The sequence below is a fragment of the Lutibacter profundi genome (genome assembly GCF_001543325.1).
GTDB classification, from domain to species: domain Bacteria; phylum Bacteroidota; class Bacteroidia; order Flavobacteriales; family Flavobacteriaceae; genus Lutibacter; species Lutibacter profundi.
The window spans coordinates 1,921,679-1,942,033 of record NZ_CP013355.1 but is presented as its reverse complement, the minus strand read 5'-3'; the positions used below and the strand labels follow the sequence as shown (position 1 = coordinate 1,942,033).

Here is a 20,355-nt window from a genome sequence, read left to right as displayed (position 1 = left end):
GATAAAAATTTCTGCGAATATATAAACAAAAATCCAAGTTTAGTTTAATATTTACTACTATTGGAATTTTTTATTATTTACCTTGATGTAATAATATTTTTTTATAAAAAACGGCTTTATAATAACGCGTTAAAGATAATTTTAAGGGTTTACAATAGTTCTCTATAAAAATCTGTAAAAACACTCTTAAATCTCTTTAAAATAGTTTTTAGTTGTTTTTTATGATGTAAATTAACGAAGAATACTCTTTTGTTTTTAATGCTTTTAAATTTGATACAAACCCCACATAAAAAGCTTTCATAAAATTGCTTTTTCCTGTTTTATATTTTTCACTTAATAAAGAAACATAAAAAGAATCAAATTTCATTGGAAGTATGTTTACAACACGCATTTGTTGTTTAAAAAATAATTTTTGAATAGCTGTTTTAGAAAAATGCCACAAATGTCTTGGCACATCAAAAGCCGCCCAAAATTGTTTATAATAAAGTGCATCATAACTTTTAAAATTTGGAACTGCTACAATTAAAATTCCATTGGGTTTTAACATTGCTTTTATTTTTAAAAGATATGTTTCTAAATTTGGAACATGTTCTAACACGTGCCATAAAGTTATTACGTCAAACTTTTTAGTTTTGATTTCTGTTAAATCTGTATATATCTTTGAAATATTATGAAAGCTTAATTTGGTTTCTGCTAAACGTTTCGCGTTTTCGTTTGGTTCTACTCCTACTACATTCCATCCGTTATTTTTACAATTCAATAAAAAATCACCTGTTCCGCATCCAACATCTAATAAGTTTTTTTGCTTTGTTTTGAAAGAATTTATCAAGTTTAACTTTTTAGTTAAAGTGTATCCTTTTATAATTTGATATAACTTATCTATAAAAGATTTTTTAGAATCAGTATGTGAAATATAGTTTTCGCTTTCATAGTAAGAAGCTAATTCTTTACCTACAGGTTTTGGAAAAGTTTCAAGCATTTCAAATTCTGAATTGTATAACAAATCAAATTTTTTGTTTGATACAGTGTAGTCTTCACATGTTAAATAAATTTTTTCTTGGGTAATCATTTAATAAACTTTAATTTAAAAATCATTAATCTGTTCCACGTGGAACATCAAAACTTATCTTCCCATATAAACCAACAAAACAGAAATATCACTTGGGGAAACTCCACTAATTCTACTTGCTTGTGAAATAGTTACGGGTTTTATTTTTGTAAGCTTTTGACGAGCTTCAATGGATAATGATTTTACTTTAGAATAATCAAAAGTTGATGGTATAACAACATTTTCTAATCTGTTTAACTTATCTGCCTGATTTTTTTCTTTTGCAATATAACCCGCATATTTTACATGAATTTCTGTTTGTTCAACTATTTCGTTATCAATGTTATTTTCCTCAATAAAAGCTTCAACTTTGGTTAATTTTCTAAGGTCATTAAAATTTAATTGTGGCCTAGCAGCTATCTTAAATAACTTCATAGATTGAGAAATTTTAGCAGTATTTTTATCTTCTAAAATTGGATTTATCTCGGCTGGTTTAATACTAGTATCTGTTAAATATTTTACAAATAAATCTGTTTTTTGTTGTTTTTCTATAACCCTATCCATTCTCTCTTGTGAAGCCAAACCTAGTTTAAAACCCAGAGGTGTTAGACGTAAATCAGCATTATCTTGCCTTAATAAAGTTCTATATTCTGCTCTTGACGTAAACATTCTATAAGGCTCTTCAGTTCCTTTTGTAATTAAATCATCTATTAAAACACCTATATATGCTTCATTTCGTTTCAAAACAAAAGGTGGTTTTTCCTGAATATTTAAAGCAGCATTAATTCCAGCCATTAAACCTTGAGCTGCTGCCTCTTCATAACCGGTAGTGCCATTTATTTGCCCAGCAAAATATAAGTTCTTTATTAATTTAGTTTCTAGTGTATGTGACAATTGCGTTGGCGGAAAAAAATCATATTCTATAGCATAACCATATCTGAAAAACTTCACGTTTTCAAAACCAGCAACTTTACGTAAGGCTTTATCCTGAACATCTTCTGGTAAAGAAGTTGAAAATCCATTTACATACACTTCAGCGGTATCCCACCCTTCGGGCTCAACAAATAACTGATGCCGTTCTTTAGTAGCAAACCTATCAATTTTATCTTCTATTGAAGGACAATATCTTGGACCTATACTTTGAATTCTACCGTTAAACATAGGTGATCTTTCAAAACCTGTTCTTAATAAATTATGCACTTCTTTTGATGTATAACTCATATAACAAGAACGTTGTTTCTTTAGAGGTTTTGTACTAGATAAGTAAGAGAATTTTTCAGGGTTATCATCTCCAGGCTGCTCAATCATTTTTGAATAGTTCAACGATCTTCCATCAACCCTTGGAGGTGTTCCTGTTTTCATTCTACCAGATTCAAAACCAACTTTTACCAAAGCTTCTGTAATACCAACAGAAGCAATTTCACCAGCCCTACCTCCACCAAAAGTTTTTTCCCCAATATGAATAAGTCCATTTAAAAAAGTACCTGCAGTTATAATTACAGTTTTAGATTTAATTGTAACACCCAAAGATGTTTTGACACCTGCTATTTTATTTCCATCAAAAAGTAAATCTGTAACATTATCTTGATAAAAATCGATGTTATTTATTTTCTCAAGCGTTAGCCTCCAAAATTCAGAAAAACGCATACGATCACTTTGAGCTCTAGGACTCCACATTGCAGGCCCTTTGGATTTATTTAGCATTTTAAACTGAATAGCCGTATTGTCAGTAACTATAGCACTATAGCCGCCTAAAGCATCTATTTCTCTAATGATTTGACCTTTAGCTATACCACCCATAGCAGGATTACAACTCATTTGGGCTATGTTTTGCAAACTCATGGTAATCAATAATGTTTTACATCCCATATTGGCACTTGCCGCGGCAGCCTCGCTACCAGCATGACCGCCTCCAATTACAATAACATCATATACAGTAGTAAACATAATTTATTTGTTTTGTTCCACGTGGAACGTTTGTTAGTGTTTTAATAATGCTAAACATTTATTCTCTTCGCTTCGCATTATTTCTTTTTCTTCAGCTGTTTTATCAGAATAACCTATAAAGTGTAAAACACCATGTATAATAACTCTATTTAACTCATTATCAATTAGTTGATTAAATTTTTTAGCATTTTCTTTAACTCTTTCAATTGAAATAAAAATATCACCTTCTATTAATTTTCCTAAAGTGTAATCAAAGCTAAGAATATCAGTAAGTGTATCATGATTTAAAAATTCAATATTTAATTTTAGTAAATATTCGTCATCACAAAAAATATAATTCAATTCTCCTTCTTTAAAACCGTGAAATTCAATACACCTAGAAATCCATTTTTTTAGAATATCTTCGTTTTCTAATTTAAAATTTGTTTCGTAATTGAATTGAATCATTTGATTTAATAGATTTATTAAAATACTCTAACACCTTCTTTTTATAAATAGTTTGCAAAGGTAATGATTGTCTGTTTAATATTTCATTATAATTAAAATACAGACTTTGAAGTTTTAGTTTATTAATTACTCGCTGTTGATAATCTTCTTTATTTGTTTTAGATTTACGCTGTAATTGCTCCCTTTGCTCTAAAGTTGCATTGTCTAGCTTTAACAATTCATAATTTAACTGTTGTATATTTTCAAGTAACTTTTTAGAAAACCCACGATCTAAAAGTTCTTTTTCCAATTCCTCCATTTTTTTCACAGCCTTTCTGAACCCTGCATCCTTTTTAGCATTTTTTCGTAATAATTCTGCTAATGCTAGCCTAAGTAATTCTTGTTCTTTATAAATTTGATAAAGTTCACCCTTACGCTGTTCATCAGATTGTTCTCCTTTATTACCGAATGATTTACCGTTTTTTTCTCCTTCTTTTTCACCCTTCTTCATTCCTTCCTTCATTTTATCAGACAACTCACCTTGTTTTTTAATAATATCAGGTAAACTAAACTCTTGCGAACCGCCTTTCCCTTTTCCCATACTGGGTGTAGCATTCATTAAACTTTCTAATAAATTACTTAATTGATTGGCTAAATTATTTACGGAAGTAAGGGTAAAATGCTCGTCAGAAACACCTTTTTCTGTGTTATTTTCAGAAAAATTTGATAAAGATTTATCAATATAATAATATACATTAGATACTTCTTTTTGAATAGAACTACCCATTTTAACCAAACGTAAGGACAGCACATATAGACTGTCATCAATATGTTCAAAATATTCTTTTAACACATATTGCCTTTTTAAATAATTGGGGTATTCTGGGTGGTCATTATCAATTTTAGAGAAATTATTAAGTAGTTTTTCTTGCTGAAATGAGAACTCAATTAAATTTTCTACTATCTTTCTTAAATCATCTATATTTTCATCTAATTGCTCTCCTTCCATTGCACTCATAGATTGCTCAAAATACTGACTTAATTTCTTCATTTTTTTTGCAGCAGCTCTCTGATTTTTTTTTGCATTGTTATTTTCTTGTTTTGATAATTTACTTTTTACCTTTTCTAACTCCTTATCAATATCATTAACATGTTGTTTATTTTTTGGCAAATTCATTGGACGTTCTAAATTGTTATTCTGCTTCTTTAAACCAACAATTTCTTTTTTTATATTCTCAAATCCCATTTTAATTTCCTGCTGTCTTTCTATCATATTCTCTCTATCATTTTGAGTTGATAAAGTATCTTGCTTATGGGCTAACTGGTTTAATTTTTCGGCAATTTGATTTGCCTTTTGCTCTACATAAAAACGCTTCGTTAGTTCTAAAATACGTTTTAAACTTTTTTGATTGTGTTTGTTTTTCTTAGTAAACTCTTTTAATTTTTTTATCAAATCTTCTTTTTCTAATTTTTTTGACAACTCATTGAGTTCATTTAATATGTTGTTTTGTTCAGCTAATTTTTTTGTTTCTTCAATACGTTTTTGCAGTGCTTCTTTTTTTTCTTGTAAATCTTTATTTACTGGAAGTTCTTTCAAGTTCTGGTTCAATTGATTCGTTTGCTTTTGAAACATTTCTTGATACTGATTTTGGCGCTTTAAAAATTGTTCTAATTTTTTTCTATCGTTCCAATCTATTGTAGCTTTTTTTTGAAGTTGGTCATTAAATTTTTCCAGATTCGTAGTTGCTTTTTTAGAATTTTCTATTGATTTTGAAATATTGCTTATTTCTTCTTTCTGTTTGTTTAATAATTCTTCTTTGAGTTCTTCTGATGTTTTATTGTAATATCTAAATTTTTTGCTCTTTGTTTTTTTACTACCATTAACGGCATCATTATCAAAAACCTCAAAATAGAATTCATATTCAATACCTTTTTCAATCAATATCCCTTCAGGAAACACATAATAAAAATCTGTAAATGTAGATTTAGGAATATGTATTTGATGTTTTTTAAATTGTGCAGGATTCGATTTATTATAGTACACCAATTGGAGTTTATTTAAACCATAATCATCTCCTAATTGTCCAACAAATTGAACCGAGCCATAACTAATAGAGTCAATATCAGATTCAACATTTATTGTAGGGTACTCATCGCGAATAACCCTCACCGTAAAATTTAATGATTCATAATTAATAAGTTGTTTGTTGGACGATGAAATTTTATAATTAATAGATTTTAATAATTGTTTTGAGTAACTAAAATAATCTTGTGAATTATATATAAAATCAATCTCATTTTTATTCTCAATACTGAATGTTACATTGTCTGTTTGGTGTGTTTCAACGCGCCAGGTAATATTAGTGCCTTCAGGAACAATTGTATTGCCAGTATTTTTTATAACTTTATCGTTCTTACCAGTATAACTAGGGTAGTTCAACTTCATTTTCAAACTTGTAATTATAGGGGTAGGGATAACAGTAATTTTATACGTTTTTGAAATTATACCATTTGCTTCTAAATAAAAATTAATAGACTTATTTACACCTGGGAAGTGAAATTCAAAATTCCCTATGCCTCTATTTTTTAAATAATAATTTTCATTGTTAAAAATAATGTTCACTTCATTTGGTGCAATATTGCCTTTAGTTTCAACAAGTAAAGTAAAGGGCTCTCCTTGAATTATATGTAAAGATTTATTCAAAATATTAAAAGAAAAGGGCGCTGGAGGTGTAAACTGTGTTTTATAATGAACTACTCTAGAAAAACTATCATTAAAAATTGTTGAATTTCCTGTTAAGGAAATAGCCAGCCATATTATTATGGGTATTAGTGTAAACTTAATATATTTTTTATTGGCTGTAAAATCAACAGCACGTATAAAAGGAATTGGTTTTAATTCTCTAGATTTTTGTTCTATACTAGCTTCAATAAGTTCAGAGTTGTGTTTACTGTTTTTCAACTGAATTACATTCAGTAATTTATCTTTAACTTCTGGAAAGTGATTCCCTATAATTTTTGAAGCTTCCGTTTTATTAATACCTTGTTTAAGACCAATTATTTTAACTATTGGAAAAGCAACATAAAAAATGAGTAAGGCTAATTCAACTATAATAAATAGCCAAAATAAAAGTGTTCTAAATAATGGTTTTAACCATAAAAAATATTCAATAAGAAGTGTAAAAATGAAATATAATAAGCCAATAGCAAAAAATAATAAAAATCCTTTAATAAGTTCATTTACATAAAATTTTTGAATAAAATTTTGAAGTTTTTCTTCTATGTATTTATAATTACTCAATACGGTATTTTTAATTCTAGTAAAAGCTAAAATTAACTAAAATTAAATTATAGAATAACTATTTTTTCTTTAATAGCATAAAGCACCAACCCTATGCGAGTTTTGGCATCCAATTTTTCAAATAAAGCTTCTCTGTAGTTTTCAATAGTTTTAGGACTTAAAAACATAACTTCAGCTATTTGTTTGTAAGTCATTTCAGTACATGTTAGTTTTAAAAACTCTAATTCTCTATCTTTTAATTTAATTTTAGTTAATTTATCATTTTTATCAATAGAGTTTAGTAATGTATTTGTAATATTCTCGGTATAATAAAACCCGTTAGAATGTATCTCTTTTAACGCATGCAACAATACGGTAGGATGAATATCTTTTAATAAATAACCTTTTGCTCCTGCTCTAAGCATATTTAAAATGGTATCTTCGTCTGCTTCCATGGATAGTGCCAAAACTTTAATAGTTGGCTTATTATTTTTTAACCATTGTGTTGCTTCAATACCATTCATAATAGGCATTTGAATATCCATAAGTACAACTTCTGGTTCTTTATTATTTTTGGTAAAATAATCAACCAATTCTTTCCCATTATTTAAAGTGTCAATAACATTAAACTCGTCAAAATTAGAAATTAAACCATTCAATGCTTGTGAAAATAGTAAATGATCATCTACAATTATAATATCAATTTTTTTCATGCTTTGATTATTTTGGGCAACGTATGTATAATTTAGTTCCTGTATTTACTTTAGCTATTAAATCTATATCAGCTTTTATTAAAGCTGCTCTACTTTTAATGTTTGCCAAACCAATACCTGTGTGATTGTTTTTGTTATTATAATCAAATCCAACGCCATCATCTTTTGCATTAATCTCAAGATAATTTTTTGCATAATTAAATGTTATTTCTAAATTTTTAGCTTTAGCATATTTTAATGTATTGTTACAAAATTCTTGTAAAATTCTAAATAAAATTATTTCTTTTTCATTACTTAAATTATAATATTTATTACTTGTACTAAAAGTTGCATTGATTACATTTAAACGGTTAAACCTATCGATTTCAAGTTTTATGGAAGCGAGTAATCCTTTATTTTTAATAGTATCTGGACTTAACGATTTAGCCAAACCTCGTAATTCTTGCAAGCTTTTGCTAACAATTTCTCCTGTTTCAATAATTTGATTTTTTTCTTTCTCAGGTAAATTCATTTGTACAATATTTAATTGCATTTTGGCCACTGATAAAAGCTGACCTATATTGTCATGTATTTCCCAACTAATATTTTGCAAAGCTTGTTCTTGAATTTCTAATTTAGATTTATTTATTTCTTCATCAAATTTTAGTTGAGTTTCACGTTGTTTAATTAAATATGCTGTTTTTTTTTGTTGAAAAAAAGAAAAAAGAAAATAAGTGTTACAACTAAAATTAGCACTATAATGGTAGTAATTAAAATTAATAGCTGTACTTCTTTTATTTCCATGTTCTATACGTTATATTCTTTTTTACTAACTAAAAAACCTGTGATAAAACAACCGTACATAATTATATTTAGCAGTAAAATAATATAATCAAATAACCCTCTATATTCTAAAAAACTTGACATTATAATTATAGGTAAAATTCCAACATAAAAAAGCAGTAAACCAATACTTATCCAAAATAATAATAATTTATTCATTTTTAAAATATCATCACTATTCAAAAGCTCTATAAATAAAATCACCGAACTTAAAACAATAAATATACTCTCTAAAATTAATGAATAAGATTGAAATATTTGTAATGTTTTTTGCAAAAATAAAACATTACAAACATAAAATATTATGTATATTATTATCATAATATTTATATATATTTTATACCTTTTAATATAAAATCGAAATAGCATTAAATAAAAAATAGCGCTAATTAGTACATAAATATTAAAAATAAAAAAGGTGCTTTTTCGAAGAATAAACCCTAGGTAATAACTTGTTAATTCAGTTAAAAACTCAAAAAGTAAAAAGTATAAAAAATATTTTAAAAAAGTATTTTTATACTTACTATATGTTATTGCACCAATAAAAAAGGTGATAAAAGATAGAATACTAAATATATATGTGTTTAACATTTAACCTCTATATTATATTTGGGGATAGGTAGCACTAGGAGGGTCTCCAAGGGTTCCTAAATTTAAACCGTCTATACTTTCAGTATCTGAACTCCCTACAATTGCTTTTATAGTGTTTTTTGATTTGAACTGTTTATTAGGAGTAGTTGGAACAAAAAAGATGGTAGAATAGTTATTTTTTGCTGGATTTTTTAGGTTTTTTCCATAAGCCCCAAAATAAACTCTTAAACCGTCAATATCAATACCTTTTTTTGCGCCTTCTTGTTTTACATACGCAATGTAATTTTCTAATTCTTCTAAAGAAAACCATGACGATAATGAATCTTGTTTATTAGGTTTATTATCAAGTTTTTCAATAATTTTATTTAACTCTTTAGATCTTGTTTTTACAAATTGTTGATTTAATTTTTTTGCCTCTAATGGAGTAATAAGTCCTTTTGGTAAGTTAGTTTTCATAATTATATAAATAAAATTTGATTTGTTAAAAGTACAATTTTAATAAGTTTAACAGATAGTTTAATATTATTTATCTACCATTATTGTAATAAATAATAAATAATTATAAAAAAGGGGGTATCCCCCCTTTTAAATGAGGTGTTTTACCCTCCTAAATTTTTAAGTATAACAACTACATTTGAACTACTTTTAAATTAAAGTCCCCAATGTTATTATTTGAAAAAATTAAAAAGTTAACTCGTAAAAAATTAAAATATATAGGAATTGTATTACTTATTATTTTAGTTAGTTTGAATTTTTACTTTTTAAATCATATTATTAAAAAATCAAATTCACAGGAAAGTTTTAAAAAACATATAAAAATACATCAATAATGCATATAATTGTCCTTTAGTATTCTCCACAAACTTATTCTTTGATGAAAATCAAAGGGTTTTTAAAATCATTTATTGGGCTGATTTTAAGGGTTGCTTTCGAGCAACCTTTTTTTATAATAATAAGCTCATATTTCGTACTGAAAAATTATCTTTGCATTTTAAAACTTACAAAACATGGATAACGTTAGAGTACGATTTGCACCTAGTCCAACAGGGCCTTTACATATTGGTGGGGTTAGAACTGCCCTTTTTAACTATTTATTTGCTAAAAAACACAATGGTACTTTTATTTTAAGAATTGAGGATACAGATCAAACAAGATATGTTGCGAATGCTGAACAATATATAATTGATGCTTTAAACTGGTGTAACATTCCTTTTGATGAAGGGCCTGATAAAAATGAAAAGTTTGGACCTTATAGACAATCTGAACGTAAACAGATATACAAACAATATTCAGATAAATTAATAGAAAAAGAAAAAGCATATTACTGCTTCGATACTCCTGAAGAATTAAATTTTCACAGAAAAGACCATGAAGAAAAAGGGAAAACATTTATTTATAACTGGCATAATAGAGAAAAACTAACCAATTCTATTTCTTTATCTAAAGAAGAAGTGCAACAACGAATTGCAAATGGCGATAAATATGTTGTTCGTTTTAAAATGCACGACCCAACTAAAGATACACTTGATACTATTTCAACAACAGATATTATAAGAGGACAGGTATCTTTTAAAACAGCACTATTAGACGATAAGATATTGTTTAAAAGTGATGGAATGCCAACATACCATTTAGCAAATATTGTAGATGATCACTTAATGGAAATTAGCCACGTAATTCGCGGTGAAGAATGGCTGCCTTCTCTCCCGCTTCACATTGCATTGTACAAGGCTTTTGATTGGGAAATGCCAGAATTTGCTCATTTACCTCTAATATTAAAACCTGTTGGAAAAGGAAAATTAAGTAAACGAGATGGTGATAAATTAGGATTTCCTGTATTCCCATTAAAATATATAAATGAAACTACTGGAGATATTTCTCGTGGGTATAAAGAAGATGGTTATTTTGCTGATGCATTTATAAATATGTTAGCCCTATTAGGTTGGAATCCGGGTACTGAACAAGAAATTTTTACTTTAGAAGAATTATGTAATACCTTTAGTTTAGATCGCGTAAGTAAAAGCGGGGCTAAATTTAATCCCGATAAAACAAAGTGGTTCAATCAACAATATATGATGAAAAAACCAGATGCTGAGTTGGCTGAATTGTTTACTGTCATACTCCAAGAAAAAGGGATTTCTTCTAAAAAAGATTATGTTAAAAAAGTAATTTCATTGATAAAAGAACGTGCCACTTTCATAACTGATTTTTGGGATTTAAGTAGTTTCTTTTTTGAAGCTCCAACCGTATACGATGAAAAAGCAATCAGAAAAAATTGGAAAGAAGGAACCTCAGATTTAATGGAGCAACTCATTTCAATACTTGAAACTATTAGAAATTTTAATTCTCAAAACATTGAAACTAACGTTAAAGATTGGATAACTTCTAAAGAAATTGGTTTTGGTAAAGTTATGCAACCTCTTAGATTGTGCCTGGTTGGTGCTATGAAAGGACCCCATTTATTTGATATTGCAGAAATGATAGGTAAAAAAGAGACTATTTTAAGAATTAATAATGCAATTGATAATCTGAAATAATATATAAATAAATTTCACTCTGTTTTTTCAACTTTTGTAACAAAATATTTAGTATCTCCTAACCAAAAAAAAGTGCTGAATCGCTCTTTATAAGTTAGTTTTACACTCTTTCCTTGTAAATTTTTAAGAGACTCTATTACATTTTTTTCCTTTTCTTCTACTGAAAATTTAAATGTTTGAGCATCTGAAACGCCTTGGCTAATTTCACCTTCCCAAGTTTTAAAAATTACACCTTTATGGCTAATTTTTACTAATTTTCCTGCTCTATACCCTTCACTATAAGTAATATAGTAAATTGAGGTAATATACAACGTAATACCAATAACTATAACTGCTACAATTCTAACTATAATTTTTTTCATATGAAATTTATAAAGAATAAAGATAATCATTAAATAGAATTAGATGATTGAAAAAGTTATTATTTATGTATTTGTAACATTTTTATATTTTATAATACTTACTAATAAAAACCATTTAAACTTGTATCTTTACATAAATTGTTAATTTTAAATTAAAAACTATGACTTCAGCTATTGTGTGGATTATCCCTATTCTTTTTATTATTATTTCTGGTTTATTTATTGTTAAACAACAAACCGTTGTAATTGTTGAGCGTTTTGGTAAATTTCAAAGTACTAGGCAATCTGGTTTAAATTTAAAAGTTCCTCTAGTCGATAGAATTGCTGGTAGAATAAGCCTAAGAATTCAACAACTAGATGTAATTGTTGAAACCAAAACTAAAGATGATGTATTTGTTCATCTTAAAATTTCAGTACAGTTTTTAGTTCAAAGAAATCATGTGTATGATGCTTTTTATAAACTTCAAAATCCACATGAACAAATTACTGCCTTTATTTTTGATGTAGTACGTGCAGAAGTGCCTAAAATGATTTTAGATGATGTTTTTGTTAAAAAAGAAGAGATAGCACTTGCAATACAACGAGACTTAAAAGAAGCTATGCTTAACTACGGGTACGATATTATTAAAGCATTGGTAACTGATATTGATCCTGATGAAAATGTAAAAATTGCAATGAATAGAATTAATGCTGCTGAACGTGAAAAAGTTGCTGCTCAACACGAAGGTGATGCCCAACGTATTTTAATAGTAGAAAGAGCAAAAGCAGAAGCTGAAAGTAAACGTTTGCAAGGAAAAGGTATTGCAGATCAACGAAGAGAAATTGCACGAGGATTGGAAGAAAGCGTAGATGTATTAAATAGGGCTGGTATCAACAGTCAAGAAGCATCTGCTTTAATTGTAATTACACAACATTATGATACTTTACAAAGTATTGGATCAGATACAAACTCTAATTTAATTTTACTACCAAATAACCCAAATGCAGCTAGTTCTATGTTAAATGATATGGTTACCAGTTTGGTAGCTGCTAACAAAATAAACGAATCTAGTTCAACAGCTAAAAAATCTAAAAAATAATGATATTAACTACTACAAACACACTAGAAACTCACCCTGTTAAAGAATATTTAGGTATTGTTACTGGCGAAACTATTATTGGAGCTAATATTTTTAAAGATTTTTTTGCAGGTATTAGAGATATTGTAGGTGGAAGATCTGGATCTTATGAAAAAGTACTTAGAGAGGCTAAAGAAATTGCATTGAAAGAAATGCAAGAAGAAGCGCAAAAACTTGGAGCAAGTGCTGTTATTGGTATTGATTTAGACTATGAAACTGTTGGTGCAAAAGGGGGTATGTTAATGGTAACTGCTTCTGGAACCGCTATTAAATTCTAAAAATATACTATTTAAAAACAAAAAAACCTGTACAATTTGTACAGGTTTTTTTGTTTGAGTTATTAAATCACTATTTTTTGTCTATTTTTTCTTCTTTTTTTTCATCGTCGTCATCTTCTTGTGCGGCTTTTTTAAATTCTTTAATTCCACCACCAAGACCTTTCATTAACTCAGGAATTTTCTTACCTCCAAATAATAATAGTACTAAAACAACAACTACCACTATTTGCCAAGGCCCTACCATACCTAAATATATATATAATGCATTCATAATTTAAAATTTTAAAATACAAAGATAGTAATAAATATAAAACTAAAATTAGTTTTTATCTTTTATAGTTCCTCCAATAATTTTTTTAGTTTTTAATACTTCAGGAGTTCCTTTATAAAAAATAGTTCCACCAAAGCGAACTTTAGCATCTAAAATTTCACTTGTTTTTACTTCAGCTCTTGCACCAGAAGCAGCTGTAATTGTTGTTTGCTTACTTTGTAACTCATAAGCTTTATAAATACCACCTGTGGTAACTTCAACAATTTGGTTTTGTGTAGTTCCTTTTAATTTAACAATACCTCCTGATACCGATTTTACAACTAAATATTTAACATCAACAGGAACTTTAATTATAGCTCCTTCTTGTACTTTAACTTCAAGGTGTTTTTGTTTTATAACCTCATCTGAAACAATTTTACCACCTTCATTAGCGTCTAATATATCAATATTAGTAGCATAATAAAGTACAATTTTTAAATCTTCAGAAGTAAAACCTTCAGGAAATCTAAGACGTATTTTTAATACTCCATCTGAATTTTTAACCACAACATCATGTGATTTTAATCCTGTAATTTGAATTTTAGGTGTTGGTGATTTTTGTAATTCTACTGTTAATCCATTAAAAACTTTTAAGGTATTAAAATCTCCTAAATTTTTAGTAATAGGTTTTTGTGCAAAAATTAGTGAACATGATAATGTGAGTAACAATACTAGTTTTTTCATTTTTTATTATTTTTATTTATAACTACAAAAACAAACAATAATTGTACCTTTTATAGTTAATTATTTATTAATTTTTTCCAGTAAAGTAAAATCTAAATGTTTTCTTTCTAAATCTGTATGTTTTACTTTTATTAATACATGGTCTCCTAGTTGATATACATTTTTAGTTGATTGGCCTACCAATGCATATTGTTTTTCATCATAAATATAATAATCATCTTTAATTTCTCTAATTCTACACATTCCTTCGCATTTATTTGCAATAATTTCAACATATATACCCCATTCGGTAACCCCAGAAATAACACCTTCAAATTCTTGATCTTTGTGATTTTCCATATATTTTACTTGCATATATTTAATGGAATCACGCTCTGCTTTTGAAGCTAAATATTCCATTTCTGAAGAATGTTTGCATTTTTCTTCATAAATATCAGCTTTTGGTGATTTTCCTCCTTCCAAATAATAGTGAAGTAATCTATGTGTCATAACATCAGGATATCTTCTAATTGGTGAAGTGAAATGACTGTAATAATCAAAAGCTAAACCATAATGTCCAATATTATGTGTAGTATATTCAGCTTTACTCATAGAACGAATAGCTAATGTTTCTATTAAATTTGCTTCTCCTGTTCCATGCACATCTTGTAATAATTTATTTAAAGAAGTTGACGTTGATTTTTTGTCTTTTGTGTCAATTTTATTTTTATATCCAAATTTGCTAACAATGGTTTGAAGTGCTTCTAATTTATCTAAATTTGGTTCATCATGAACACGGTAAATAAAGGTGTTATTTGTTGGTACACCTTTTTTAACACCAACATATTCAGCTACTTTTTTGTTAGCTAATAACATAAATTCTTCTATTAATTTATTAGCATCTTTAGATTCTTTAAAATAAACTCCTAAAGGTTCAGCTTGGTCATCTAAAATAAATTTAACCTCTACTCTATCAAAAGTAATAGCTCCTTGTTGTAATCTCTTTTTCCTAAGTTTTTTTGCTAATTTATCTAGTGTTAAAATTGCTGAAACAATTTCCTTTTCAACTGTATATGCTTCGCCAGTAATTGATATTTCTGAAGAAACATCGCACTTTAAAATGGAAGATTTCTTAGATTCACTAGAAATAACCCTATTATTTTCTATAAGTTCTTGAGCTTCTTCATAAGAAAATCTTTTATCGGAATATGTCACAGTTCTACCAAACCATTGATTTAAAATTTGTGCTTTTTCATTTATTTCAAAAACTGCTGAAAACGTTAATTTTTCTTCATTTGGTCGAAGAGAACATACACCGTTTGATAGTGTTTCTGGAAGCATTGGTACAACCCTGTCAACTAAATAAACAGATGTTGCTCTATTATAAGCTTCTTCCTCTAAAATAGTATTTTCTTGTACATAATGTGAAACATCGGCAATATGAATTCCTATTTCATAATTTCCATTTTCTAATATGTTAAAAGATAACGCATCATCAAAATCTTTCGCATCTTTAGGATCTATAGTAAATGTTAATTCTTTTCGCATATCTCTACGCTTTGCAATTTCATTTTTTGTTATTTCTAATGGAATTTTAGCAGCTTCTTCTTCAACATTTTCAGGAAATTTATAAGGTAATCCATATTCTAATAAAATAGAGTGAATTTCGGTATTATGGTCACCTGGCATACCTAAAATTTCCTTTATTTCACCAAAAGGATTTTTAGATTTGTCGGGCCAATCAGTAATTTCAACCAATACTTTCACTCCATCTTGTGCTCCTTTTAATTTTTTTTGAGGAACAAAAATATCTGCATACATTTTTGAATCATCGGGTATAACAAATCCGAAATTTCTATTTAATTGTAAAACACCTACAAATTCAGTTTTAAAACGTTTAATAATTTCAATAACATCACCTTCTTGTTTTTTACTATTTCTACGATTGTATAAATATATTTTAACGGTGTCTTTATTTAATGCTTTATTTAAATTACGTGCAGGTATGTAAATATCATGCTCTAAATCATCACAAATAAAATAGGCATTTCCATTAGCTGTAGCATCAATTATTCCAATAAAATATTTATTATTTGGAATTATTTTAAATTTTCCACGTTCAACTTCTTCAATTTTTTGTTGTGCCTTTAACGCTTCTAATTTTTGTGTAATTTGGTTTCTTGCACTGGCATCAGTCAATGCTAACTTTGAAGAAATTTGTTTGTAATTATAACTTTGAGATGGTGTTTGATTTAACAATTTTAAAATTTTTTGAGTTAAATCTTTAACAATATTTCCTTTCTTTTTATATATATTTTTTCTTTTTGACATTCATTATTATTTAATATTAATCAAAAATACAAATATTTATATTTGAAGTTGATAATAAATGGTTATATAAATCACAAATTTGTATTTTGTGCTCCATTAATTTAGTATTTATATGAAAGATAAGTGGTTTGTAATTGTTAATCCTACATCAGGAAATGGTGCTTCTAAAAAAAAATGGCCGGTTATAAATAAAGAATTAATAAATCAAAATTTTAAAATTGAAGTTGTTTTTACAGCGTATAAAAAACATTCAATAAAATTAGTAGAAATAGCTATAAAAAAAGGTTTTAAAAATTTTATTTGTGTTGGTGGTGACGGTACTTTACATAATATTGTAAATGGTATTTTAAGTTTTAATCCTACAAATATTTCAGAAATAAAGATTGGTGTAATTCCAATAGGTACAGGAAATGATTGGGTAAAAACCTATAATATTTCTTCAAATTTTAAAAAAGCTATTACTGTAATAAAAAATGAAAAAACTATAAAACAAGATATAGGTAAAATTAGTATTAATTCAACTAATAAAACTGTTTATTTTAATAATTTAGCTGGTATTGGCTTTGATGGTTACGTTGTAAATGAAGTTTATAAATATAAAAACCTAGGTTTTTTAGCATACTTAGTTGGAGCTTTAATAAGTTTAATTAGTTACAAAAATCTTTTTTAGAAATTAGTTTTAATAAAACAGTATTAAAAGGTAAATGTTTAATGGTATTAATTGGTATTTGTAAATATTCTGGAGGCGGAATGCAACTTACTAAAAATCCTAATTCAACTGATGGACTTTTAGATATTTCATACATTAAAGATTTAACATTGTTAACTATTTTAAACAATATACAAAGTTTATTTAATGGCAAAATTACCAGTCATAAATTAATAAGTACATATAAAACTTCAACCCTTAAAATTAATGTTTTAGATAATAATAAATCTTATATACAAGCAGATGGTGAATTAATAGGATCAGGTGATTTTTTAGTTTCAATTTTACCAAAAGCAATAAATTTTATTATACCGTAAGTAAAACCTACTTTAAAAATTTTATAATTTTCAATAAAATATAACTTATGAACATCTATAATAATACTATTTATTTTTATTTAAAATTTAAAAAAAACATAGTTGTTATAATGGTATGTTAATATGTACAATAAATAAATAAACAAATAGTTGTATTTGTTACTTATTAAAAAATATAAACAATTAATAATTTATTAAAAGCTTTAAAATCAACTAAAATACATAGGTTATAAACAATCTATTTAGATGGTTAATTAACAATTTATTTTAATAAGTTTATTACATATAAATGTTTATAACCTATATAAAATTAGTTTACAACTTCTTTTAAAAGAAGTACAAATTTAGTTGCTTGTTAACTATATATAGTTGTATTGTAAAAATATATTTGATAACAAAAAAAAGTTTTCTTTTTTAAGTATATATTTATTCACAATTAGAATTTTATATAAAGTAATTGTTAATCAGCTTTTTAAAAATTACTATTAACAATTACTTTTTTAATGGTTAATAAGTATGAATTTGTACTTTTGTACTTAATAAAACATAAAAATTTATTTATGAAAATAGCAATAGGTAATGATCACGCTGGTACTGAGTATAAATTTAAAATTATAAAACATTTAGAAAATCAAGGTTATGAAATTTTAAATTTTGGAACTAATACTAATGAAAGTATGGATTATCCTGATACAATTCACCCTGTAGCAGAAGCTGTAGAAAATAATGAAGCAGATTTTGGTATTATTTTATGTGGAAGTGGTAATGGAGCTCAAATAACAGCCAATAAACATCAAGGTATAAGAGCAGCACTTTGTTGGAATGATGAATTAGTATCACTTGCCAGACAACATAATAATGCAAATATTTTAAGTATTCCTGCTCGTTTTGTGTCTTTACATCAGGCATTAGGTTTTGTAGATATATTTTTGAATACTAAGTTTGAAGGAGGAAGACATCAAAAAAGAGTTGCTAAAATTCCAATAGAATGTAATTAAAATATTATTAATGTTGAAAATTAGAATAAAGTCATTTTCAGAATTAACAACAAAAGAATTATACAAAATTTTACAATTACGAAGCGAAGTTTTTGTGGTTGAGCAAAATTGTGTGTATCAGGATATTGATGCTAAAGATCAAAAAGCTTTACATGTAATTGGACTAAAAAAAGATAAAATTATTGCTTATACACGAGTTTTTAAACCTGGAGATTATTTTACAGAAGCAAGTATTGGTAGAGTTTTAGTTAAACAAAATGAACGAAAATACAATTATGGTCATCAAATAGTTGAAGCTTCTATCAATACTATCAATACTAATTTTAATGAAACTACCATTAAAATTTCAGCTCAAACCTATTTAAAAAAGTTTTATGAATCACACGGGTTTCAAAAAGTAGGTGAAGAGTATTTAGAAGATAATATTCCACACATTGCTATGATTAAAACTTAAATTTATTCAGTAACTTTAAGAACACGTTCAACCGTATCTAACTTAGAAAGCGTTAAACGTACTATACTATCTTTTTTAGCTAATAAATCATGCGAAACATTTGCTTCTAACGAAACTAAATCACCTTTTACCAAGCTATAAATGGTTCCTTTTACACCAAAATCAATAGCACCTTCAAAAATTTCAACAGTAATAGGGAAAGATGTTTTATGTTCTTTCATTTGTTGATTTTCTTTAAAAATAATTCTAATTTCTTTTGTTGAATCAGTCTCAAATAAAACCGAAATAGCAGGTTTTAATTCGTTATAAATTATTTTTTCTATTAAGGAAGATTTTTTCATGTTAAAAGCAATAAATATTAATATAAATAAACGATAAATATACTCAATAGTTTTTTATATTTTAGCAACAAAATAATTTAAACTTATTTATTAAAATTATGGCAGACGATAAAGAAAAAGCAGCAAAATTAAAAGCATTACAACTTACGTTAGATAAGTTAGATAAATCCTACGGAAAAGGTACTGTTATGAAAATGGGAGATATGGCTATTGACGATATTGATGCTATTTCAACAGGTTCATTAGGGTTAGATTTAGCTTTAGGAGTTGGTGGTTATCCGCGTGGTAGAGTTATTGAAATTTACGGACCTGAATCATCAGGTAAAACAACCTTAACATTACATGCAATTGCTGAAGCTCAAAAAGCAGGTGGTATTGCCGCTTTTATTGATGCAGAACATGCTTTTGATCGTTTTTATGCTCAAAATTTAGGTATTGATATTGATAATTTAATTATTTCTCAACCAGATTATGGTGAACAAGCATTAGAAATTGCCGATAATTTAATTAGTTCTGGAGCTATAGATATTATTGTAATTGACTCAGTTGCAGCATTAACTCCAAAAAGTGAAATTGAAGGTGAAATGGGAGATTCTAAAATGGGATTGCATGCACGTTTAATGTCTCAAGCACTTCGTAAATTAACAGGTACTATTCACAAAACAAATTGTACAGTAATATTTATCAACCAATTACGTGAAAAAATTGGAGTAATGTTTGGAAATCCTGAAACAACTACTGGTGGTAACGCCTTAAAGTTTTATGCTTCTGTTCGTTTAGATATTCGTAGAAGAACTCAAATTAAAGATGGTGACAAAGTTATTGGTAATAGCACCAAAGTAAAAGTGGTTAAAAACAAGGTTGCACCACCATTTAGAATTGCTGAATTTGACATTATGTATGGTAAGGGAATTTCTAAAACAGGTGAAATATTAGATTTAGGTGTTGAGTTTGGAATTGTTAAAAAAAGCGGCTCATGGTTTAGTTATGGAGATACTAAATTAGGGCAAGGCCGTGATGCGGTTAAAGCTTTAATTCAAGATAACCCAGATTTAGCAGAAGAATTAGAAACTAAAATTAAAGAAGCTATAAATAGTAAAGAATAGTAAT

General features: G+C 27.1%; 21 protein-coding genes. 8 read left to right on the top strand and 13 right to left on the bottom strand.

Features of this window, described 5'->3' with window-relative positions:
- Positions 1-208: 208 nt before the first annotated feature.
- The 8 genes from Lupro_RS08635 to Lupro_RS08600 all read right to left on the bottom strand — a co-directional run bounded on the left by Lupro_RS08635 (position 209) and on the right by Lupro_RS08600 (position 9,283).
- Positions 209-1,069, bottom strand: coding sequence for a class I SAM-dependent methyltransferase (locus Lupro_RS08635; protein ID WP_068208790.1), 861 nt, complete (start codon positions 1,067-1,069; stop codon positions 209-211).
- Positions 1,070-1,123: 54 nt separating this feature from the next.
- The gene (gene mnmG / locus Lupro_RS08630) at positions 1,124-2,995 is read right to left on the bottom strand and encodes a tRNA uridine-5-carboxymethylaminomethyl(34) synthesis enzyme MnmG (protein ID WP_068208776.1); all 1,872 of its coding nucleotides are present in this window, start codon (positions 2,993-2,995) and stop codon (positions 1,124-1,126) included.
- Between the two features lie 33 nt (positions 2,996-3,028).
- Positions 3,029-3,442, bottom strand: a complete 414-nt coding sequence (gene ybeY / locus Lupro_RS08625) for an rRNA maturation RNase YbeY (protein WP_068208770.1) — start codon at positions 3,440-3,442, stop codon at positions 3,029-3,031.
- Positions 3,411-6,722: a DUF4175 family protein gene (locus tag Lupro_RS08620; RefSeq protein WP_068208768.1), complete on the bottom strand. Its 3,312-nt coding sequence runs from the start codon at positions 6,720-6,722 to the stop codon at positions 3,411-3,413. The genes ybeY and Lupro_RS08620 overlap by 32 nt, the downstream gene beginning before the upstream one ends.
- A gap of 47 nt (positions 6,723-6,769) precedes the next feature.
- Positions 6,770-7,414, bottom strand: coding sequence for a response regulator transcription factor (locus tag Lupro_RS08615; RefSeq protein WP_068208766.1), 645 nt, complete (start codon positions 7,412-7,414; stop codon positions 6,770-6,772).
- 7 nt (positions 7,415-7,421) lie between these two features.
- A complete protein-coding gene (locus tag Lupro_RS08610; protein ID WP_068208765.1) occupies positions 7,422-8,006 on the bottom strand; it encodes a sensor histidine kinase in 585 nt (194 codons plus the stop codon).
- Between the two features lie 194 nt (positions 8,007-8,200).
- On the bottom strand, positions 8,201-8,395 hold the full coding sequence (locus Lupro_RS13445) for a hypothetical protein (RefSeq protein ID WP_144439123.1): 195 nt from the start codon (positions 8,393-8,395) through the stop codon (positions 8,201-8,203).
- A gap of 444 nt (positions 8,396-8,839) precedes the next feature.
- Positions 8,840-9,283 (bottom strand): hypothetical protein, encoded by a 444-nt coding sequence (locus Lupro_RS08600; protein ID WP_068208761.1) that lies wholly within the window; start codon positions 9,281-9,283, stop codon positions 8,840-8,842.
- Positions 9,284-9,834: 551 nt separating this feature from the next.
- Here Lupro_RS08600 and gltX point away from each other — a divergent pair.
- Positions 9,835-11,364: a glutamate--tRNA ligase gene (gene gltX, locus Lupro_RS08595; RefSeq protein ID WP_068208758.1), complete on the top strand. Its 1,530-nt coding sequence runs from the start codon at positions 9,835-9,837 to the stop codon at positions 11,362-11,364.
- A 14-nt stretch (positions 11,365-11,378) separates the two neighbouring features.
- On the opposite strand, the gene Lupro_RS08590 is transcribed toward gltX, so the two are convergent.
- Complete coding sequence (locus Lupro_RS08590) at positions 11,379-11,726, bottom strand: 6-phosphogluconate dehydrogenase (protein WP_068208756.1); 348 nt, start codon at positions 11,724-11,726, stop codon at positions 11,379-11,381.
- A 161-nt stretch (positions 11,727-11,887) separates the two neighbouring features.
- Between Lupro_RS08590 and Lupro_RS08585 the strand changes: the two genes are divergently transcribed.
- Together Lupro_RS08585 and Lupro_RS08580 are read left to right on the top strand one after the other, a co-directional pair.
- Positions 11,888-12,805, top strand: coding sequence for an SPFH domain-containing protein (locus tag Lupro_RS08585; protein ID WP_068208753.1), 918 nt, complete (start codon positions 11,888-11,890; stop codon positions 12,803-12,805).
- On the top strand, positions 12,805-13,122 hold the full coding sequence (locus tag Lupro_RS08580) for a heavy metal-binding domain-containing protein (RefSeq protein WP_068208748.1): 318 nt from the start codon (positions 12,805-12,807) through the stop codon (positions 13,120-13,122). The genes Lupro_RS08585 and Lupro_RS08580 overlap by 1 nt, the downstream gene beginning before the upstream one ends.
- A 70-nt stretch (positions 13,123-13,192) precedes the next feature.
- On the opposite strand, the gene Lupro_RS08575 is transcribed toward Lupro_RS08580, so the two are convergent.
- Genes Lupro_RS08575 through rnr form a run of 3 tightly spaced genes read right to left on the bottom strand, consistent with a single transcriptional unit; the run spans position 13,193 to position 16,426 of the window.
- Positions 13,193-13,393: a Sec-independent protein translocase subunit TatA/TatB gene (locus Lupro_RS08575; protein WP_068208744.1), complete on the bottom strand. Its 201-nt coding sequence runs from the start codon at positions 13,391-13,393 to the stop codon at positions 13,193-13,195.
- Between the two features lie 48 nt (positions 13,394-13,441).
- A complete protein-coding gene (locus Lupro_RS08570) occupies positions 13,442-14,116 on the bottom strand; it encodes a head GIN domain-containing protein (protein WP_068208742.1) in 675 nt (224 codons plus the stop codon).
- A gap of 60 nt (positions 14,117-14,176) precedes the next feature.
- Positions 14,177-16,426 (bottom strand): ribonuclease R, encoded by a 2,250-nt coding sequence (gene rnr, locus Lupro_RS08565; RefSeq protein ID WP_068208739.1) that lies wholly within the window; start codon positions 16,424-16,426, stop codon positions 14,177-14,179.
- Between the two features lie 112 nt (positions 16,427-16,538).
- Here rnr and Lupro_RS08560 point away from each other — a divergent pair, with 112 nt between their 5' ends.
- From Lupro_RS08560 to Lupro_RS08545, 4 genes are all read left to right on the top strand, one after another.
- Positions 16,539-17,096, top strand: a complete 558-nt coding sequence (locus tag Lupro_RS08560) for a diacylglycerol/lipid kinase family protein (protein ID WP_068208736.1) — start codon at positions 16,539-16,541, stop codon at positions 17,094-17,096.
- A 41-nt stretch (positions 17,097-17,137) separates the two neighbouring features.
- Complete coding sequence (locus tag Lupro_RS08555; protein WP_068208735.1) at positions 17,138-17,452, top strand: diacylglycerol/lipid kinase family protein; 315 nt, start codon at positions 17,138-17,140, stop codon at positions 17,450-17,452.
- Positions 17,453-18,012: 560 nt separating this feature from the next.
- On the top strand, positions 18,013-18,450 hold the full coding sequence (gene rpiB / locus Lupro_RS08550; protein WP_068211552.1) for a ribose 5-phosphate isomerase B: 438 nt from the start codon (positions 18,013-18,015) through the stop codon (positions 18,448-18,450).
- Positions 18,451-18,460: 10 nt separating this feature from the next.
- Positions 18,461-18,904, top strand: coding sequence for a GNAT family N-acetyltransferase (locus Lupro_RS08545; protein ID WP_068208733.1), 444 nt, complete (start codon positions 18,461-18,463; stop codon positions 18,902-18,904).
- 2 nt (positions 18,905-18,906) lie between these two features.
- Here the strand turns inward: Lupro_RS08545 and Lupro_RS08540 are convergent, their stop codons facing one another.
- Positions 18,907-19,245, bottom strand: a complete 339-nt coding sequence (locus tag Lupro_RS08540; RefSeq protein ID WP_068208731.1) for a cupin domain-containing protein — start codon at positions 19,243-19,245, stop codon at positions 18,907-18,909.
- 98 nt (positions 19,246-19,343) lie between these two features.
- On the opposite strand from Lupro_RS08540, the gene recA reads away from it, so the two are divergent.
- Positions 19,344-20,351 (top strand): recombinase RecA, encoded by a 1,008-nt coding sequence (recA, locus tag Lupro_RS08535; RefSeq protein WP_068208728.1) that lies wholly within the window; start codon positions 19,344-19,346, stop codon positions 20,349-20,351.
- The last annotated feature ends 4 nt before the right edge of the window (positions 20,352-20,355 follow it).